Raw genomic sequence first — 19465 nt, forward strand, 5'->3', positions numbered from 1 at the left:
CATATGACTTCTCACACTCTCAACGAACTTCTCGCTGATGGTGTCCGTGGGCGGCACGTTCTGGTTCGCAGCGACCTGAACGTGCCGCTTGACGGTTCTACCGTGACCGACGACGGCCGCATCCGGGCCTCACTGCCCGTTCTCTCCCAGCTGACCGAGGCCGGCGCCCGCGTCATCGTGATGGCCCACCTCGGCCGCCCCAAGGGAGCCGTCGATCCCGAGTTCTCCATCGCGCCGGCAGGAGACCGCCTGCGCGAGCTGGCCGACTTCCCGGTCGCGATCGCGGCGGACACGGTGGGCGGCGACGCGCAGAACCGCGCCGCAGCCCTGGCCGACGGCGAACTGCTCCTCATCGAGAACGTCCGCTTCGACGCGCGGGAGACCAGCAAGGACGACGGCGAACGTTCCGCCTTCGCCCGCGAGCTGGTCGCGCTGACGGGGGCCAACGGTGCCTACGTGAACGATGCCTTCGGCGCCGTGCACCGCAAGCACGCGTCGGTCTTCGACGTGGCCGGCCTGCTGCCGGCCTACCAGGGCGATCTGGTGCACACGGAGGTGGAGGTCCTCAAGACCCTCACCGAGTCTCCCAAGCGGCCCTACGTCGTCGTTCTCGGCGGCTCCAAGGTCTCCGACAAACTCGCCGTCATCGAGAACCTGATGGGGCGAGCCGATCACCTGCTGATCGGCGGCGGAATGGTCTTCACGTTCCTGAAGGCGCTCGGGCACAACGTCGGTTCCAGCCTTCTGGAAGAGGACAAGCTCGACGTCGTCAAGGGGTACCTGCAGCGGGCCAAGGAGCTCGGCTGCGAGATCGTCCTGCCGACCGACATCGTGATGGCCAGCAAGTTCGGTGCCGACGCCGAGCACGAGGTGGTGGCGGCGGAGTCCATGGAGAGCGGCGCCTTCGGCGCCAGCGGCCTCGGACTCGACATCGGACCGGCTTCCGGCGAGGCCTTCGCCAGCTTCATCCGCAGCGCCAACACCGTCTTCTGGAACGGCCCCATGGGCGTGTTCGAGATCGAGGCCTTCGCGGGCGGCACGCGTGCCGTTGCGCAGGCACTGGCCGATTCCGAGGCGTTCAGCGTCGTCGGCGGCGGCGACTCTGCAGCGGCCGTCCGCGGGCTCGGATTCGACGAGGCCGACTTCGGACACATCTCCACCGGTGGTGGCGCCAGCCTCGAGTACCTCGAGGGCAAGGAACTGCCGGGCCTGACGGCCCTGGAAGGCAACTGACATGACAACGAGCAAGAACGGCGAGTTCGTTCGCCGCCCACTGATCGCGGGCAACTGGAAGATGAACATGGACCACGTCCAGGGCATCACCCTCCTCCAGAAACTCGCGTGGACCCTGGATGACGCGAATCACGACCACAGCCGGGTCGAGGTAGCGGTCTTCCCGCCGTTCACCGACCTCCGCGGCGTGCAGACGCTGGTGGCCGGCGACGACCTCGACGTCGTCTACGGGGCTCAGGACCTCTCGCAGTACGATTCCGGCGCCTACACGGGCGACATCTCGGGTCAGTTCCTGAACAAGCTCGGCTGCCGCTACGTCCTCGTCGGACACTCCGAGCGCCGCAGCGTCCACCAGGAATCCGACGAGACCCTGCGTGCCAAGGTCGAGGCCGCCTACCGTCACGATCTCGTCCCGGTGCTCTGCGTCGGCGAGGGCCTCGACGTCCGCCAGGCGGGACGCCACGTCGAGCACACGCTGGACCAGCTGCGAGCCGACCTCGAAGGGCTGGACGCCGCAAAGGTGTCCACGCTCGTCGTCGCCTACGAACCGGTGTGGGCGATCGGCACGGGAGAGGTTGCCGGCCCCGGGGACGCGCAGGAGATGTGCGCCGCGATCCGTGCCGAACTCGTCAAGCTCTACGACGAGGGGACGGCCGAGAAGGTCCGCCTGCTCTACGGCGGGTCGGTGAAGGGCCAGAACGCGGCCGCCATCCTGCGCGAACGCGACGTGGACGGCGTGCTCGTCGGAGGAGCAAGCCTCGACGTGGGTGAGTTTGCTAGCATTGTCAGGTTCGAGAACCACCTGGTGACCGACTAGTCGTTTGCAAGCGACGCATACTGAAAGGCCGACGTGGACGTACTGAAGATCATCCTGCAGGTGCTGCTGGGCATTACAAGCCTGCTGCTCATCATGCTCGTGCTGCTGCACAAGGGGCGTGGCGGCGGCATGTCCGACATGTTCGGCGGCGGCATGACCAGCAACCTGAGCGCCTCCGGCGTGGCTGAGCGAAATCTGAACCGCATCACGGTCGCCATGGGCATCTCCTGGGGCGTCATCATCATCACTCTCGGTCTGATCATGCGTTTCAACGTCGAGGCCTGACGGCCCGACGCAGGCAGCAATACACAAGGGGCGGCCCCCACCGGAAGGTGGGGGCCGCCCCTTGTGCGTTCAGCGGAACCGTGCTCGGAGCCGCTACCGCTCGGAGGAGGTCACGCTGCGGAGGTTCGTCCGCGACAAGCCCACGGAGATGACTTCGCCGAAGACCTCGTCGGGGTCCAGACGGCGCAGCTCCTCGGCGAGGCAGTCCGAGAGCGGGCGACGTGCCATGGAGATCCGCTGGACCGGCTGGTCCTGCTGGTAGAGCTCGGCCACGTGCCCGTGCGGACGTGTCAGGACGACATCCCCGTCGGGGCGCGTCAGGCGGACGCTCCTCACCCCGGTCCCGGGCGTGGTGGAGGCGATGGTGACGGGCACGTTCAGGGCCAGTGTGAGCCACGCGGCGAGGAGGTCCGTACTGGATGAATCGCTGGCACCCTTGACCGTCACTGCGGAGATGGTGGCGGGATCCACCTGGTCGAGAACCGAGGCGAGCTGGGCCCTCCACAGGGTGATGCGCGTCCAGGCCAGATCCGTGTCACCGGCCGCGTACTGGCTCGCAATACGCTCCAGGGCCGCACGTGGCGCGGCCTCCGCCTGCGAGTCGGTGATGCGTCGATGCGCGATCCTGCCGATCGGCGTCCTGCTCGCATTCTCCGGCACTCCGTGCGGCCACCAGGCCACGATCGGCGCATCGGGGAGGAGCAGTCCGGCCACGAGGGCCTCGTTGGTGGCCGCGAGCTCGCCCTGGCCTTTCAACACGATGACCTCGGAGGCACCCGCGTCGCCGCCGACGCGGATCTGGGCGTCGAGACGCGTGTCCTGCGCCGAGGAGCCCTCGACGAAGACGATGATCCGGCAGGGGTGCTCCCGGCTCGCCAGGTTGGCCGCTTCAATCGCCGGCTCTTCGAAGCCCTCGGTCGTCAGCACGACGAGTGTGAGCACCCGGCTGAGTGCGACGACGCCGCCCGCCTCGCGCAGCTTCTGCAGCTCCTTGGCCACCTTCGAGGTGGTGGTCTGTTCAAGATCGACGATCATGGGCGACGCCACGTCCTTCCGTCACGGGCCATCAGTTCATCTGCGCCGGCCGGCCCCCAGCTGCCCGGTTCGTAGGGCTCGGGTTGTGCGTCGAGCCCGGCCCAGTGGTCCTCGAACGGGTCGAGGATCTTCCAGGAGAGCTCGACCTCCTCATGACGGGGGAACAGCGGTGGCTCGCCCAGCAGGACATCGAGGATGAGTCGCTCGTAGGCCTCGGGACTGGACTCCGTGAACGAATGACCGTACCCGAAGTCCATCGTCACGTCGCGGACCTCCATCTGCGTGCCGGGGACCTTGGAGCCGAAGCGGATCGTGGCCCCCTCGTCGGGCTGGACGCGGATCACGACCGCGTTCTGACCGATGCTCGCCTCGTTGTTGTCCCGGAAGAGCATGTTCGGCGCCCGCTTGAAGACCACGGCGATCTCGGTGACGCGGCGTCCGAGCCGCTTGCCGGCACGGAGATAGAAGGGGACACCGGCCCAGCGGCGGGTCTTGATGTCCAGGCGGATCGCCGCGTAGGTCTCCGTCTTCGAGTCTGGGTTGAAGCCCTCCTCGTCGAGGAACCCGACAACGTCCTCGCCACCCTGCCAGCCACTCGTGTACTGACCACGCGCCGACGCTGTGGAGAGGTCCTCCGGCAGGTCGACGGCCGCGAGCACCTTCTCCTTCTCCGCACGCAGGTGGTCGGCATCGAAGCTGATGGGCTCCTCCATCGCTGTGAGGGCCAGCAGCTGCAGGAGGTGGTTCTGGATCACGTCACGGGCCGCTCCGACGCCGTCGTAGTAGCTCGCGCGACCGCCGATGCCGATGTCCTCGGCCATCGTGATCTGGACGTGGTCCACGTGGTTGGCGTTCCACAACGGCTCGAAGAGCTGGTTGGCGAAGCGCAGGGCCAGGAGGTTCTGGACCGTTTCCTTGCCCAGGTAGTGGTCGATGCGGAAGACCGAGTCCGGCGGGAAGACCTTCTCCACGATCGCGTTCAACTCGCGAGCCGAAGCGAGGTTGTGGCCGAAGGGCTTCTCGATGACGACGCGGCGCCATGCCTCGGTGTCCTGCTCGACCGATTCCTTCGTCGCCAGGCCGTGGCGGGAGAGCTGTTCGCAGACCTGCTCGAACGAGTTCGGGGGAATGGAGAGGTAGAACGCGTGGTTCCCGCGGGTGCCGCGCGACCGCTCGAGTTCCTGCAGGGTCTCGCCGAGCTGGATGAACGCGTCGTCGTCGCCGAAACCGCCCGTGACGAAGCGGAAGCCGGAGGACAGCTGCTGCCACACGGTCTCGTCGAACTCGGTACGCGCATTGGACTCGACCCAGGAGCGGACCTCCTGGACGAACTGCTCGTTGGTCCAGTCGCGCCGACCGAACCCGACGACGGCGAAGCTCGGCGGAAGCAGACCACGGTTCGCAAGGTCGTACACGGCCGGGAGGAGTTTCTTGCGCGCCAGGTCGCCCGTCACGCCGAAGAAGACGAGCGCCGACGGGCCGGCGATGCGGTTCAGTCGGCGATCGCGTCGGTCACGCAGTGGGTTTTGCGTGCTGTATGCCATGAAGTGCTTTCCTGACGGAGGCGGGCCCCGCAGTGGCGCCCGCCTCCGTCATATGTGAAAGGGAGGATGTACCCGGACTAGCGCGCGGCGAGAGCCGCCAGAGCGGCCTCGAGCTGCTCGAGTCCCGCCGCACGGTCCGCCAGATGCAGGCGGAGGACGGGGCGGCCGAGCTCGGCGAGGACGGCGGAGTCTCCCGCAGCCTGTGCTGAGATCAGCTGGGCGAAGGTGAAGGGCCGTTCAGGGATCTCCACATCCGTATCGTTCGCGCCGGTGATCTGCAGGTAGACACCCACCCGCGGACCGCCCTTGTGGAACTGCCCGGTGGAGTGGAGGAACCGCGGCCCCCATCCGAACGTCACGGGCCGCGCCGCTGCCGTGGAAAGCCGGGCGCGCATGCCCGAAAGGTCCGCGGAACCGAGACGGTCGAGGTACGCCTGGATGCTGAGGTAGCCTTCGGGGCCGAGCTCGGCGAGCAACCGCTGAAGTCCATCGGACAGCGTGGTTGCACCGTCGAGGAGCCCCTCCGTGCCGCGCAACTCGACGGCGCCGTCGACGAGTTCCGCCGGCACCGGTTCCGGCTGCTCGTCCAGCAGGCCGCGGGCGGCCACCTTGGCGGCCTCCACGTCCGGCTGGTCGAAGGGGTTGATGCCCAGGAGACGGCCGGCGACGACCGTCGCGACCTCCCACAGGAGCATCTGGCTGCCCAGCGAGCCGGACACGCGTGCCTCGTGCCCGCTCTCCGACGCCGGCGAGTCGTCTTCGCCGCTCGTCAGCCGGACGACGAGGACGTCATCCGCGCCGTCGAGCTCGGGGGAGCCCGGTTCCACGACCACGGGTAGAACACCCGTGCCGAGTTTCCCGGTGGATTCCGCGATGAGCTGTTCGATCCAGTCGGCGAATCCGGCGATCCCGGAGCCCTCGTCCACGAACACGATCTTGTCGCGCAAGGGAGCAGTGCCGCCGAGCGCGGCGCCGAGCGCGAGACCGATGTTGTCCACGTCGTCGTCCCGGAGGAACTCGGCCGCCTCCTCGGCGTCGGCGAGGAGCGTCTCGATATCGACTCCGGCCAGCCCCGACGGCACGAGTCCGAACGCGGTCAGGGCGGAGTAGCGCCCGCCGACGTTCGGATCGGCGTTGAAGACCGCGCGGTAGCCCGCCTGGCGGGACGCTTCATCCATGGGCGAGCCCGGATCCGTGACGACCACGATTCGCTGGGCCGCGTCGAGGCCGGCGTCTCCGAATGCCTTCTCGAAGACTCGGCGCTGCGAATCGGTCTCGACCGTGGAACCCGACTTGGAGGAGACGACCAGCACCGAGGACTCGAGACGGTCGGCCAGAGCTCCGGCGACCATGTCGGGGTCCGTGCTGTCGAGCACGACCAGCTCGACGCCCGCCGTGGCCGTTATGACCTCGGGCGCGAGCGACGAGCCGCCCATCCCCGCCAGGACGACCCGGTCCACACCCTCTGCCCGCAGCTCGTCGCGGAGCGCGATGATCGGCTCGATCAGTGCTCGCGAGTCCTCGAACAGGTCGACCCAGCCGAGGCGGATCGACGCCTCGGACTCGGCCTCGGCGCCCCACAGGGTCGCATCCTTCGAGAACAGCCGCGACGCGACGCGGTCGGCGACGAGCTGTTCCACATGCGCATCAGCCGCAGCGCGGGCCGCGCCCGTCGCCCGGAACTCCAAGGCACTCATGCCCTAGGCTCCCTTGGCCGACTCGAGCGCCTGACGAACATCCTCCAGCAGCTCGTCCCAGGCGACAGCGAACTTCTCGACGCCCTCGGTCTCCAGCTGGGCGACGACGTCGTTGTAGCTGATGCCCTGAGCGGCGAGCGCGTCCAGCACGTCGTTCGACGCGGTGTAGGTGCTGGTGACGGTGTCGCCGGTGACCTCTGCGTGATCAGCCGTGGCGTTGAGCGTCTTCTCCGGCATGGTGTTCACGACGCCCTCTGCCGCCAGTTCCGTCACGTACAGGGTGTCCGGGAGGTTGGGGTCCTTGACGCCGGTCGACGCCCACAGCGGGCGCTGGCGGTTGGCCCCGGCTGCTTCGAGCGTCGACCACCGCTCCGAGCCGAACTGCTCCTCGTAGACCTGGTACGCCAAGCGTGCATTCGCGAGCCCGGCCTTGCCCTTGAGCGCCGTGGCCTCCTCGGTGCCGACGGCTTCCAGACGCTTGTCGATCTCGGAATCGACGCGCGAGACGAAGAACGAGGCCACGGAGTGGATCTTGGACAGGTCGTGCCCGTTCTCGCGCGCCTTCTCGAGGCCCTCCATGAAGGCGTTGATGACGGCGCGGTAGCGGTCGAGCGAGAAGATGAGGGTCACGTTCACGCTGATGCCCTCGGCGATCGTCGCGGTGATCGCCTCGAGACCCTCGAACGTCGCCGGGATCTTGATCATGACGTTCTCGCGGCCGACCTTGGCGTGGAGCTTCTTGGCTTCCTCCGCGGTCGCGGCGGTCTCGGCCGCCAGGCGCGGATCGACCTCGAGTGAAACTCGTCCGTCGTAGCCGTTGGTCGACGCGTAGACGTCGGCGAACACGTCGCAGGCGGCGGCGACGTCGGCCGTGGTGATCTCGAAGATCGCCTCCTCGACGTCGGCTCCGGCTGCTGCCAACTCCTTGATCTGTGCGTCGTAGGCGTCGTCACCGCCAGCGACCGCCGCAGCGAAGATGGACGGGTTCGTCGTGACACCGACAACGTTCTTCTCGTTGATCAGCTCCTGCAGGGAACCGCTGTTGAGTCGTTCACGGGACAGGTCGTCGAGCCAGATGGAGACGCCTGCATCGGAGAGTGCGGAAGTATTCGGATTGCTCATGATGAATTCCTTTTCTTGTTCGCTGATGCGAATCGGGACGATTACTTCGTTGCAGCGATGGAACCCTTGGCGGCTTCGACGACCGCCTCGGGAGTCAGACCGAACTCGCGGTAGAGCGTCTGGTAGTCGGCGGAAGCGCCGAAGTGGTCCAGACCGATCGTGCGCCCGGCATCGCCGACGAGTTCACGCCAGCCGAGCGTCGAACCTGCTTCGATCGAAACGCGGGCTTTCACGGCCGACGGCAGCACCGACTCGCGGTAGGCGTCGTCCTGCTTGTTGAACCATTCGACCGAGGGGATCGACACGACGCGGGCTGCGACACCGTCGGCCGCCAGCGTCTCACGTGCGTCGACGGCGATTTCGACTTCCGAGCCCGTGGCCAGCAGGAGCACGTCGGGGGTGGTTGCCTTCCCGTCGGCGTCGAGGGCGTCGGCCAGGACGTAGGCGCCCTTGGCCACACCCGAGACGTCGCCGAATCCGGCGGCGGTACGGTCGAACACCGGCAGGTTCTGACGGGTCAGCACGATGCCGGCCGGGTTCTCGTTGTTCTCGAGGATCGTCTTCCAGGCCCAGGCGACCTCGTTGGCGTCTCCTGGGCGCACGACGTCGAGGTTCGGGATGGCGCGCAGACTCGCGAGCTGCTCGACGGGCTGGTGCGTCGGGCCGTCCTCACCGAGGCCGATGGAGTCGTGGGTCCAGACGAAGATGGCCGGCACGCCCATGAGCGCCGCCAGGCGGATCGCCGGGCGCTGGTAGTCGGAGAAGATGAGGAACGTGCCCGAGAAGGCGCGCGTCTTCGAGCTCAGGACGATGCCGTTCACGATCGACGCGGCCGCGTGCTCGCGGATGCCGAAGTGGAGGACTCGGCCGTACGGGTCTCCCGACCACTTGTCCGTCGAGCGGCTGGCGGGAATGAACGACTTGGCGCTCGTGATCGTCGTGTTGTTGGACCCGGCGAGGTCGGCCGAGCCGCCCCAGAGCTCCGGAAGCCGGTCGGCGATCGCATTGATCACCTTGCCGGAGGCCGCGCGGGTTGCGATCGACTCGCCGGCTTCGAAGACCGGAAGGTCGGCTTCCCACCCCGCGGGCAGCTCCTGCTTCTGGAGGCGTTCGAGCAGCTGCTCGCCCTCGGGGTTCGTTGCAGCCCAGGCCTTGAACTGCTGGTCCCAGGCCTCGTGCGCCGTCCGGCCGCGCTCGACGACCTGACGGGCGTGGTCGAGAACCTCGTCTTCGATGGCGAACGACTGCTCCGGCTCGAAGTCCAGGATCTTCTTCAGGGCGGCCAGCTCCTCGCCGCCGAGTTTGGAACCGTGGATGCCGCCGGTGTTCTGCTTGGTCGGCGCCGGGAACCCGATGACGGTCCGGAGGGAGATGATCGACGGGCGGCCGGTCTCCGCCTTGGCGGCAGTCAGGGCCGCATCGAGACCGGCGACATCCTCCACGTATTCGCCCGACTCGGTCCAGTCGACGCGCTGAGTGTGCCACCCGTAGGCCTCGTAGCGCTTCAGCACGTCCTCGGTGAACGCCACATCGGTGTCGTCCTCGATGGAGATCTTGTTGTCGTCGTAGATGACGACGAGGTTGCCGAGCTCCTGGTGGCCCGCCAGCGAGGATGCCTCGGACGTGACGCCTTCCTGGAGATCGCCATCGGAGGCGATGACCCAGACCGTGTGGTCGAACGGGCTCTCACCCGCGGGCGCCTCGGGATCGAGGAGGCCGCGGAGACGGCGCTGGCCGTAGGCGAAGCCGACGGCCGAGGCCAGGCCCTGCCCGAGCGGGCCGGTGGTGATCTCGACGCCGTCCGTGTGGCCGTACTCCGGGTGGCCCGGGGTCTTGGCGCCCCAGGTACGCAGTGCTTCGAGGTCCTCTATCTCGAGGCCGTAGCCGGAGAGGAAGAGCTGCAGGTAGAGGGTCAGCGACGTGTGGCCGGGGGAGAGCACGAAGCGGTCGCGTCCCACCCAGTCGGGATCCTTGGGATCGTGGCGCATGTGCTTCTGGAACAGCAGGTACGCGGCTGGAGCCAGGCTCATCGCGGTTCCCGGGTGGCCGCTGCCGACCTTCTCTACGGCATCCGCTGCCAGTACGCGGATCGTGTCAACTGCACGCTCGTCCGTCTGCGTCCAGGACAACTCGACGACTTCCGTCTGTGGCGCCACGATGTAGTTCCTCTCTTGAGAGCTTCAGATGTCTCGCCGGAGGAACACGGCGACTCGGCATCGCCCACCCTAGACAGGGCCTTCGTTGGCTCCGGCGCGTGCAACCACCTTAGCCCGTCCACGTCACACCTGCCGCCATGTGACCGACCGTGTAGCACCCTCGTCAGCTCAGAGCGAAGCCTCCGCTCGAGCACTGGAATCCTGCCGGGTTTTCTGTGGTCTGATTTCTACAAGCCGTAAAAGGGTATGATGGTCGTGTCTGTCCGTTACCCCGCATAGAACTGAGTGGCATGTCCGTGAAGTCCGTTGTCAGCGACGATAGGCTCGTTGAACGAGCGCATCGTCAATCGAACGAGACGTTCGGTGAGTTCACGAAGCGCAAGTCGGGCGCCTACCTGGCCCTGACGAAACCGCGCGTGATCGAGCTGCTGCTCGTCACCACGCTGCCCACGATGATCTTCGCCGAGCGCGGGTTCCCGGGCGTGGGCCTGATCCTGGTTACTCTCGTCGGCGGCGCCATGGCCGCCGGCGCCTCCGGCGCTTTCAATTGTTACATCGACCGCGAAGCAGACAAGCTCATGCGGCGCACCCAGGGCCGCCCCCTCGTGACAGGGGATGTGACTCCGCGCGAGGCCCTCGTCTTCGCCTGGATGCTCGCCGTCGCATCGATCGCCATCCTCTGGGCCGGAGCCAACCTGCTCACGGCCGCCCTGGGCGTGGCCGCCATCCTCCTCTACGTCGTCTTCTACACGCTGATCCTCAAGCGCCGCACGTCGCAGAACATCGTCTGGGGAGGCATCGCGGGGTGCATGCCCGTGCCGATCGCCTGGGCCGCCGTGACCAACACCCTCGACTGGCCCGTTCTGGTGCTGTTCCTCATCATCTTCCTCTGGACCCCGCCACACTACTGGCCGTTGTCGATGAAGTACTCGGAGGACTACCTGGCCGCGCGGATCCCGATGCTGGGCGCCATCGCGGGCGCCCGCACCGTCTCGGTGCAGGTCGTGCTCTACGCGTGGGCGACAGTGGTCTGCTCGCTGCTGCTCGCCCCTATGGGCTACGCGGGCATCGTGTACACGGTTCTCGCCGCAGTGGCAGGTGCCTGGTTCATCTACGAATCGCACGTGCTCTACCGCGAGGCGCAGCGTGAGCACGAGCCGGCCGACATGAACAAGAAGGCCATGAAGGTCTTCCACATCTCCATCACCTATCTGACGATCGTCTTCGTCGCCCTCGCCGTGGATCCGTTCGTCGGGCAGCCGATCTTCGGCTAGTCCACCTGTTTCGGGTGCGGCCGGACGCAGGGCCTCCGGTCTCTGAGTTCGGCGCCGTCGCAATGCGCCTCCCTTCCGGGGCCCTGCTGGTCCGCCGGCATGATTCGATCTGTCCGCCACTCACGCGTTAAGCTGGCTGTCGGCTGGCTGTGGTCAACGTATGCCGCAAGTCATGAAGCCCCACAACGAAATTTGAGGAGACCGATCGTGTCGGAACAGATCACCTTGACGGTTGACGGCGAAACGCAAGAGGTGAGTGCCGGTACCACGGGCGCGGAGTTCTTCCGCGATCAGAAGAACGTCGTCGTCATGCGGGTCGACGGCACGTTGCAGGACCTCAGCAGGATGCTGCCGGCCGGTTCGGCGATCGAGTCCGTCACCGTCGACTCCGAGGACGGCCTGAATGTCCTGCGGCACTCCACCGCGCACGTCATGGCGCAAGCCGTGCAGGAACTGCGCCCCGAGGCGAAGCTGGGCATCGGCCCCTACATCAAGGACGGCTTCTACTTCGATTTCGACGTCGACGAGCCGTTCACGCCGGACGACTTGAAAACGCTCGAGAAGATGATGCTCAAGATCGTCAACAAGAACCAGCAGTTCGCCCGCCGGGTGGTCTCCGAGTCGGAGGCCCGCGAGGCCATGGCCGAGGAGCCCTACAAGCTCAAGCTGCTGGACAAGGCCAGCGAGGCCGACGAGGCGGGCGAGGGCGTCAACGTCGAGGTCGGTGGCGGCGACATCACCATCTACGACAACGTCGACCGGAAAACAGGCGACACCGTCTGGTGCGACCTGTGCCGCGGGCCCCACCTGCCCAACACCAAGCTGATCTCCAACGCGTTCGCCCTGACCCGTTCTGCCGCGGCCTACTGGTTGGGCAGCGAGAACAACAAGCAGCTGCAGCGAATCTACGGAACCGCGTGGCCGAGCAAGGCGGAACTCAAGGCCTACCAGGAGAGGATCGCCGAGGCGGAGCGCCGCGACCACCGGAAGCTGGGAGCCGAACTCGACCTCTTCTCGTTCCCGGACGAGCTGGGCTCAGGCCTGCCGGTCTTCCACCCCAAGGGCGGGGTCATCCGCAAGGCGATGGAGGACTATTCGCGCCAACGCCACACGGAGGCCGGCTACGAGTTCGTCTACACGCCGCACATCACGAAGGGTCACCTCTACGAGGTCTCCGGCCACCTGGACTGGTACCGGGACGGAATGTTCCCGGCCATGCACATCGACGAGACCCGCAACGAGGCCGGCGAGATCGTCAAGCCCGGTCAGGACTACTACCTCAAGCCGATGAACTGCCCGATGCACAACCTGATCTTCGGGTCCAGGGGCCGTTCGTACCGCGAGCTCCCGCTGAGGCTGTTCGAATTCGGCCAGGTGTACCGCTACGAGAAGTCCGGCGTGGTCCACGGCCTGACACGCGTGCGCGGCATGACCCAGGACGACGCCCACATCTACTGCACCCGTGAACAGATGAAGGACGAGCTCACCACGACGCTGAACTTCGTCCTGGGGCTCCTGAAGGACTACGGCCTGGACGACTTCTACTTGGAGCTGTCCACGAAGAATCCCGACAAGTACGTCGGATCGGACGAAGTCTGGGACGAGGCGACGCGCACCCTCGCTGAAGTCGCGGAGGCCTCCGGACTCGAGCTCGTTCCCGACCCGGGTGGAGCAGCCTTCTACGGGCCCAAGATCTCCGTTCAGGCGAAGGACGCCATCGGCCGCACCTGGCAGATGTCGACCATCCAGCTCGACTTCAACCTTCCGGAGCGCTTCGAGCTCGAATACCAGGCAGCCGACGGCTCCCGTCAGCGCCCGGTGATGATCCACCGCGCGCTCTTCGGGTCGATCGAGCGCTTCCTGGGCGTGCTGACCGAGCACTACGCCGGCGCGTTCCCGGCCTGGCTTGCTCCCGTGCAGGTGCGCGCCATTCCTGTGGCGGATGCTTTCGACGACTACGTCTGGGACGTCGTCGAGAAGCTCCGTGCTCGCGGGATCCGGGCCGAAGCCGACCTCTCCTCGGACCGCTTCCCGAAGAAGATCCGCAATGCGTCCAAGGACAAGGTTCCCTTCACACTCATCGCCGGTGGAGAGGACGCCGAGGCCGGGGCCGTGTCCTTCCGTTTCCGCGACGGGAGCCAGGACAACGGCATCGCGATCGAGGAAGCCATCGACCGAATCGTAGAGGCTGTCGAAAACAGGGAGGCTTGATCCTTGAGTGACCGTTCTGCTGGGCCCGGCGGCCCGGAGGCCTCCGGGCCGCCGGGCTATTCCGGCGATGCGGAGGTGACCGACGACTTCGAGCTGGCAGGCGTACCGGACAGCTTCCAACGCCTGTGGACGCCGTACCGGATGGCGTACATCAAGGGCGGTCAGGGCCAGGTCAAGGACGAGGAGACCTGCCCGTTCTGCCGGGGACCGCAGCGGAGCGACGAGGATTCACTCATCGTCCACAGGGGCGAGACGGCGTTCGTGGTCCTGAATCTGTTTCCCTACAACCCCGGCCATCTCCTGGTGTGCCCGTACAGGCACGTGCCGGACTACACGGACATCACGGTCGAGGAGACCGCCGAGATCGCATCGCTCAGCCAGCGTGCGATGAAGGCGCTCACCGCGACGGCCAACCCGACCGGATTCAACCTCGGCATGAATCAGGGGGTGTCCGGCGGAGCCGGCATCGCCGCACACCTGCACCAGCATGTGGTCCCGCGGTGGGGCGGCGACGGGAACTTCTTCCCGATCATCGCCCAGACCAAGGCCGTCCCGGCCACGCTTTCGGACGTGCGGCAGCAGCTGGCCGAAGCCTGGGACTCGGTGTAGCGCCGCCCATGCTGAATACGTACGCCCGCGGGCTGTTCACCCGGATGTTCACGCCTCTCGCCCGATGGCTGCTGTCCCGTTCCGTAACTCCGGACATGGTGACGGTCGTGGGTACGATCGGGGTGATGGCGAGCGCCCTCATCCTGTATCCGCTGGGACACCTCTTCATCGGGACCCTCGTCATCGCGGCCTTCGTCTTCGCCGACCTGCTGGACGGCACCATGGCCAGGCTGCCGCAATGGGCCTCGCGCAGCGCTGGAAGGCCCGACGCCGGCCGGTGGGGGAGTTTCCTCGATTCCTCGCTCGACAGGCTGGCCGATGGCGCGATCTTCAGCGGCGTCGCCGTCTGGTTCTTCACAGCCGGCGACCACACGGGCATCGGCATCGCCTCGTTGGTCTGCATGTTCCTCGGCAGCGTTGTCTCGTACGTCCGGGCCAAGGCGGAATCCCTCGGTTTCGATGCTGAAGTCGGCATCGCGGAACGCGCCGAACGGCTCGTCCTCACGTTGACTTTCGTCGGACTGACCGGCCTCGGACTTCCCGACGTCGTATTGCTGAGCGTGCTCATTCTGCTGGCCGCGGCCAGCGCCGTGACCGTGGCCCAGCGCATGATGCGCGTGCATTCGCAGCTGGGTTGAATCAATACGGCCGGCTCCTGCGCAAAGTGCGACGCGGCCTGCCAGTATCTTGTATGGTTCTCGTGTCACGGATCGTTATGTGACCACCTCATTCCCCGGGCAGGCTACGTATGCTTGGGGGAACCCATCACTCACCCCTTGTGAAAGGACGTCGTTCGTGTCCAACAACGAAGCCACGCAGGCGCCGGTAACCGGCAGCAATCGCGTGAAGCGCGGCATGGCCGAAATGCTGAAGGGCGGCGTCATCATGGACGTCGTCACGGCCGAACAGGCTCGCATCGCCGAAGACGCCGGTGCAGTCGCAGTCATGGCCCTGGAGCGGGTTCCGGCCGATATCCGGGCACAGGGCGGCGTCTCGCGCATGTCGGATCCGGACATGATCCAGTCGATCATCGAGACCGTCTCCATCCCGGTCATGGCCAAGGCGCGCATCGGTCACTTCGTGGAGGCCCAGGTCATCGAGTCGTTGGGCGTCGACTACATCGACGAGTCCGAGGTACTCACCCCGGCCGACTACGCGAACCACATCGACAAGTGGGACTTCAAGGCCCCGTTCGTCTGCGGTGCGACCAACCTCGGCGAGGCACTTCGTCGCATCAACGAGGGCGCCGCGATGATTCGCTCGAAGGGCGAAGCGGGCACCGGAGACGTCTCCAACGCGACCACGCACATGCGGCAGATCCGTGCAGACATCCGCCGGTTGAGCTCGCTGCCGAAGGACGAGCTCTACGTGGCCGCGAAGGAGCTCCAGGCACCTTACGAGCTGGTCCGCGAGGTCGCCGAGACCGGCAAGCTGCCCGTTGTCCTCTTCACCGCCGGTGGCATCGCCACGCCGGCGGATGCTGCCATGATGATGCAGCTCGGCGCCGACGGCGTCTTCGTCGGATCGGGCATCTTCAAGTCCGGGAATCCGGCGCAGCGCGCCAATGCGATCGTCAAGGCCACGACCTTCTACGACGACGCCAAGACCATCGCCGATGCCTCCCGTGGGCTCGGCGAGGCAATGGTCGGATTGAACGTGGACGAGATCCCGGAGCCGCACCGGCTCTCCGAGCGCGGCTGGTAACAGCGCTCCGCACCCGTCGGGCTGGCCCGTGGCAACCGCCACCGGCCAGCCCGACGTCGTCGGGGTCCCGGCCGGCGCCTAGGCCGACAGGCGCAGCCTGCGGCCGCGTCCGAGATGCTCGAGCCCGCAGGCCGTCAGGAACTCCGCGGAGGCCGGCGCTGCCGCAGCCAGCACCGGCGGGCTGGGCCGTTCCTCATCGGATCCGTCGTCGACGGGCAGCAACGGGGCCGTCATCGCACCGAGCAGTCCGGCCACGAGTTGCGTCCCGACACCTTGGCGTCGTGCAGAGCCCGCGACGGCCAATCCGTGCAGCGACACCGCCCCGTCGGCTGTGAACTGGGCGAATCCACGTCCGGATACCGAACCATCAGCCGCCCGGGCGACGACGTGTTCGATGCGTCGGTGGGCGGCCGGATGGCGCCGCCCGGTCTGGTGCCCCGGCGGGCGACGCCACGCCCGGGCCACCTCCAGCTCCCGCGCGTCGACACCATGGGCCTCGGGAACATCGGCGCTCACCCGGACCCGTCCTTCCCACTCCGCAGGGCGGCTGCGCAGGTTCGCATAGCTGGGACGCCCGACGAACCAGAGGATCTGGGCCACATCGCGAAATCCCGCCACGCGCAGCTCGTCATCTGCAGCCGCGGCGTTCAGCCACGCATCGATCCGTCGGGCTCCGAGCCGCGCGCCCTCCGCGAGGCCCGGCCTGATGCCGGCGGCCCCTGCGGCCTCCGGGAACAGCAGGACGAGTCTCGACCGAGTCGGCTGCCATGCCCAATCGCATCCGTGTGTCGTGAACACCTTGCCGCCGGTGGCCAATGCCAGGGCCCGGTCCCAATCTGCCTGTGCTGCCTGAGCTGTCTGGATCCCACTCACGGTATTGTCCCTTCGTCGTACACGAAGTGCTGAAGTCTAATCGGACAGTCCGCGGCGTGCGAGCAGAGGTTCGATCTGCGGGTCGCGGCCCCGGAAGGCGCGGAAGGAGTCGAGGGGATCACGGGTATTTCCACGCGACAACAGCTCGGCCCTGAACCGTTGTCCGTTCTCGGGCAGGAGTCCACCGTTCTCGCGGAACCACTCCACAGTGTCCGCGTCGAGGATCTGGCTCCAGATATACGAGTAGTACCCCGCCGAGTAGCCCCCGTCGAAGATGTGCTTGAAGTATCCGGTCCGGTAGCGCGGCGGTACGAGGTCGGGATCCAACCCGGCGTCGCGCAGGGCGCGATCCTCGAACTCGAGGACATCCTCCACCTCATCGCCCGGGGCCAGCAGGTGCCACGCAAGGTCGAGCACGGCGGCGGCCAGATACTCGGTTGTAGCGAAACCTTCGCCCCAGAGGGAAGCCGCTTCGATCCGCGGGAGAGTCTCGGGCGGAAGCGGTTCGCCGGTCTCGAAATGCCGAGCGTAGCTCTCCACGATCTCCGGCCACAGCGCCCACATCTCGTTGACCTGCGACGGGTACTCGACGAAGTCGCGCGGCACCTTCGTGCCGGCCAGCCGGGGGTAGATCGCCTCGGAGAAGAGGCCGTGGAGAGCATGCCCGAACTCGTGGAACAGCGTATTCACCTCGTCCAAGGAGAGCAGCGCCGGACCGTCTCCGGGGGACGAGAAGTTGAAGGTGTTGGTGACGACCGGCAGCTCACCGTGCGCCCGCGCTCCGTCACGGATCGAATTCATCCATGCGCCGCCGGCCTTCGTCGGCCGCGCGAAGAAGTCCCCGAGGTAGAGCCCCAGGGCGGTTCCGTCGGAGTTGCGCACTTCCCAGACCCGGATCTCTTGATGGTAGACCGGGAGGTCGAACCGCTCATGGCATGTCACTCCGTAGAGTCGCCGCGCCGCCTCGAAGACGCCGTGTTCGAGGACGGAGTCCAGCTCGAACCAGGGGCGCAGTGCGGAAGCGTCCAGATCGAACTCGTCCCGCTTGACCAGATTCGAGTAATAGGCCCAGTCCCACGGGTTGACCGGCAGCGCCGCATACTCTTCCAGCCTTGCATGCTCCTCGCGGGCGTTGGCCATGGCCCGTTCCGCCAAGCCGCGCAGGCGCTCCTGGACCGCGTCGAGCGACGGCGCCGTCTGCGCCTCGATGACGTATTCGGCATGGTTGGAGAAACCCATCAGGCCGGCGCGTTCGGCACGAAGCAGCGACATCTGGCGTGCCAATTCGAGGGTGCCGTGGACTCCGTCCTGCCCTCGCGTGACGCTGGCTTCGTAGATCCGCTTGCGTGAGGCGGCCTGGGTCAGGCGCTCGAGAGCGGGCTGCCCGGTGGGCAGGACGAGTGTGATGAGGTAGCCGCCGTCGTACCCGGCCGCGCTCGCGGCCTGCGCAGCGGATCCGACGTCCGATTCGCTCAGACCGCTGAGGTCCACGAGGTCTTCGAAGTACACGGCGGCAGCGTTCCGGCCGGCGAGGAGCCGGCGCGAGTACTCGGACCCCAGCCGCGCCAGCTCGGCGTTGATCTCGCGCAGCCGCGGGGCGTCCGCGACGGGAACCTCCGCGCCGGCGTGGCGGAAATCGCGGAGGACCTCCTCGCGCAGGCGCGCGTCCTCGCCCTCGAGGCCCTCGCCGTCGGATTCGCTCAGGCGGGCGTAGAGGTCGCGGTCGAGATGGACCTCGTCGTGATGGGCGGAGACGAATTGCCGAATCCGGGCGCCGGCCTCGAGGATCTCCTCCGTCCCGTGGGCGGGCTTGACGCTGTGGAAGGCCTGCAGGGCCCGGCGGAGGGTCTCGCCGGTGAGCGCGAACGCCTGGATGGTGTTCTCGAAGGTCGCGGGCTCCTCGACCCGCAGCAGGTGCTGAAGCTCCGCGTTCTGCTCCCCGATTCCGGCCAGCACCGCTTCGACGTAGTCATCGGCCGTGAGGACCGAGTAGTCGGGCATGCCGAACGGCAGGATGCTGGGGTGAAGCAACGGATTACTCATGCGGCAAGCTTTTCACAGCATGTCCTACGGGGCATCTACGCGCGCCGGACGACTCGCTATTGGGCAGCCGGAGAGTGCACGCCGTATTGTAGGGCGGGCTGTCAGGTGGCGAGAAAGCGACAAGTGAGAACATGACCGAGATGACCAGGGTGGCAACAGAAGCCCCCGCCGCGCGGCGGAGCCGCATGCCCAATCCGCGCATCGGCGTCCTCGCACTGCAGGGTGACGTCCGCGAACACGAGCTGGCACTGCACGACGGCGGCGCCGACGTCGTCAAAGTTCGTCGCCCGAGCGAACTGGACGACGTGGACGGCCTGGTGATCCCCGGTGGCGAGTCCACTGCCATCGACAAGCTGGCGCGGGCCTTCGGGATGATGGATCCTCTGCGCGCGAAGATCGCGCAGGGGTTCCCGGTGTACGGCTCCTGCGCCGGCATGATCCTGCTGGCCGACCGGGTGGCCGATCCGGCCCGCGACGGGCTCGGACAGCCGCAGCAGACTTTCGGCGGCATCGACATGACCGTGCGCCGGAATGCGTTCGGACGCCAGGTCGACTCCTTCGAGACCGAGGTTCCGATGCCGGTCCTGTCCCGCATCTCGGGCCAGTCCTCGGCGGGCGACGCGGATGCCGTGCGTGCGGTCTTCATCCGGGCTCCCTGGGTGGAGAGCATCGGCGAGGGCGTCGAGATCCTGGCCTCCGTTCCCGAGCCGCACCACGAAGGACCCGGTTCGGACGCCGGTGTCGCTAGAATCGTTGCAGTGCGTTCGGGGAACCTGCTCGCCACCAGCTTCCATCCGGAGGTCACAGGCGAGCGCAGGATCCACCGACTATTCATCGACATGATCAGAGGAGAAGCTTAGGT

At 67.0% G+C, this 19465-nt stretch carries 16 protein-coding genes; 9 read left to right on the forward strand and 7 right to left on the reverse strand.

The window, feature by feature from the left end; translation table 11 throughout:
• The first annotated feature begins 3 nt into the window (after positions 1–3).
• The 3 genes from IE069_RS13625 to secG are packed head-to-tail and all read left to right on the forward strand — an operon-like array spanning position 4 to position 2335.
• A complete protein-coding gene (locus IE069_RS13625) occupies positions 4–1233 on the forward strand; it encodes a phosphoglycerate kinase (RefSeq protein WP_189351116.1) in 1230 nt (409 codons plus the stop codon).
• A 1-nt stretch (position 1234) separates the two neighbouring features.
• Positions 1235–2050: a triose-phosphate isomerase gene (gene tpiA, locus IE069_RS13630; RefSeq protein ID WP_189351117.1), complete on the forward strand. Its 816-nt coding sequence runs from the start codon at positions 1235–1237 to the stop codon at positions 2048–2050.
• A gap of 33 nt (positions 2051–2083) precedes the next feature.
• Positions 2084–2335 carry a preprotein translocase subunit SecG gene (gene secG / locus IE069_RS13635; protein WP_189351118.1) on the forward strand — a complete coding sequence of 84 codons (252 nt, stop codon included), beginning with the start codon at positions 2084–2086 and terminating at the stop codon, positions 2333–2335.
• A 93-nt stretch (positions 2336–2428) separates the two neighbouring features.
• Here the strand turns inward: secG and IE069_RS13640 are convergent, their stop codons facing one another.
• The 5 genes from IE069_RS13640 to tkt all read right to left on the reverse strand — a co-directional run bounded on the left by IE069_RS13640 (position 2429) and on the right by tkt (position 9889).
• Positions 2429–3370, reverse strand: a complete 942-nt coding sequence (locus IE069_RS13640; RefSeq protein ID WP_189351119.1) for a glucose-6-phosphate dehydrogenase assembly protein OpcA — start codon at positions 3368–3370, stop codon at positions 2429–2431.
• Positions 3367–4914 carry a glucose-6-phosphate dehydrogenase gene (gene zwf / locus IE069_RS13645; protein WP_189351120.1) on the reverse strand — a complete coding sequence of 516 codons (1548 nt, stop codon included), beginning with the start codon at positions 4912–4914 and terminating at the stop codon, positions 3367–3369. Before zwf ends, IE069_RS13640 begins: the two co-directional genes overlap by 4 nt.
• A gap of 77 nt (positions 4915–4991) precedes the next feature.
• Positions 4992–6611 (reverse strand): phosphoglucose isomerase-related protein, encoded by a 1620-nt coding sequence (locus tag IE069_RS13650; RefSeq protein WP_189351121.1) that lies wholly within the window; start codon positions 6609–6611, stop codon positions 4992–4994.
• A 3-nt stretch (positions 6612–6614) separates the two neighbouring features.
• Positions 6615–7733, reverse strand: coding sequence for a transaldolase (gene tal / locus IE069_RS13655; RefSeq protein ID WP_189351122.1), 1119 nt, complete (start codon positions 7731–7733; stop codon positions 6615–6617).
• A gap of 41 nt (positions 7734–7774) precedes the next feature.
• On the reverse strand, positions 7775–9889 hold the full coding sequence (gene tkt / locus IE069_RS13660) for a transketolase (protein WP_189351123.1): 2115 nt from the start codon (positions 9887–9889) through the stop codon (positions 7775–7777).
• Between the two features lie 290 nt (positions 9890–10179).
• Here tkt and IE069_RS13665 point away from each other — a divergent pair, with 290 nt between their 5' ends.
• From IE069_RS13665 to pdxS, 5 genes are all read left to right on the forward strand, one after another.
• Positions 10180–11163 carry a heme o synthase gene (locus IE069_RS13665; protein ID WP_189351124.1) on the forward strand — a complete coding sequence of 328 codons (984 nt, stop codon included), beginning with the start codon at positions 10180–10182 and terminating at the stop codon, positions 11161–11163.
• 207 nt (positions 11164–11370) lie between these two features.
• The gene (gene thrS, locus IE069_RS13670; RefSeq protein WP_189351125.1) at positions 11371–13374 is read left to right on the forward strand and encodes a threonine--tRNA ligase; all 2004 of its coding nucleotides are present in this window, start codon (positions 11371–11373) and stop codon (positions 13372–13374) included.
• A gap of 3 nt (positions 13375–13377) precedes the next feature.
• Positions 13378–13983, forward strand: a complete 606-nt coding sequence (locus IE069_RS13675) for an HIT family protein (RefSeq protein WP_189351126.1) — start codon at positions 13378–13380, stop codon at positions 13981–13983.
• Between the two features lie 8 nt (positions 13984–13991).
• Entirely contained in the window at positions 13992–14621 is a 630-nt protein-coding gene (gene pgsA, locus IE069_RS13680; protein ID WP_189351127.1) for a phosphatidylinositol phosphate synthase, read from the forward strand.
• A gap of 157 nt (positions 14622–14778) precedes the next feature.
• The gene (pdxS, locus tag IE069_RS13685; protein ID WP_189351128.1) at positions 14779–15687 is read left to right on the forward strand and encodes a pyridoxal 5'-phosphate synthase lyase subunit PdxS; all 909 of its coding nucleotides are present in this window, start codon (positions 14779–14781) and stop codon (positions 15685–15687) included.
• 78 nt (positions 15688–15765) lie between these two features.
• Here the strand turns inward: pdxS and IE069_RS13690 are convergent, their stop codons facing one another.
• Positions 15766–16560 carry an N-acetyltransferase gene (locus IE069_RS13690; RefSeq protein ID WP_189351129.1) on the reverse strand — a complete coding sequence of 265 codons (795 nt, stop codon included), beginning with the start codon at positions 16558–16560 and terminating at the stop codon, positions 15766–15768.
• 36 nt (positions 16561–16596) lie between these two features.
• The gene (locus IE069_RS13695; RefSeq protein ID WP_189351130.1) at positions 16597–18603 is read right to left on the reverse strand and encodes a M3 family metallopeptidase; all 2007 of its coding nucleotides are present in this window, start codon (positions 18601–18603) and stop codon (positions 16597–16599) included.
• Between the two features lie 185 nt (positions 18604–18788).
• Between IE069_RS13695 and pdxT the strand changes: the two genes are divergently transcribed.
• Positions 18789–19463, forward strand: a complete 675-nt coding sequence (gene pdxT / locus IE069_RS13700; RefSeq protein ID WP_373287826.1) for a pyridoxal 5'-phosphate synthase glutaminase subunit PdxT — start codon at positions 18789–18791, stop codon at positions 19461–19463.
• The last annotated feature ends 2 nt before the right edge of the window (positions 19464–19465 follow it).

The sequence above is a fragment of the Zhihengliuella salsuginis genome (assembly GCF_014651715.1).
GTDB lineage: Bacteria > Actinomycetota > Actinomycetes > Actinomycetales > Micrococcaceae > Zhihengliuella > Zhihengliuella salsuginis.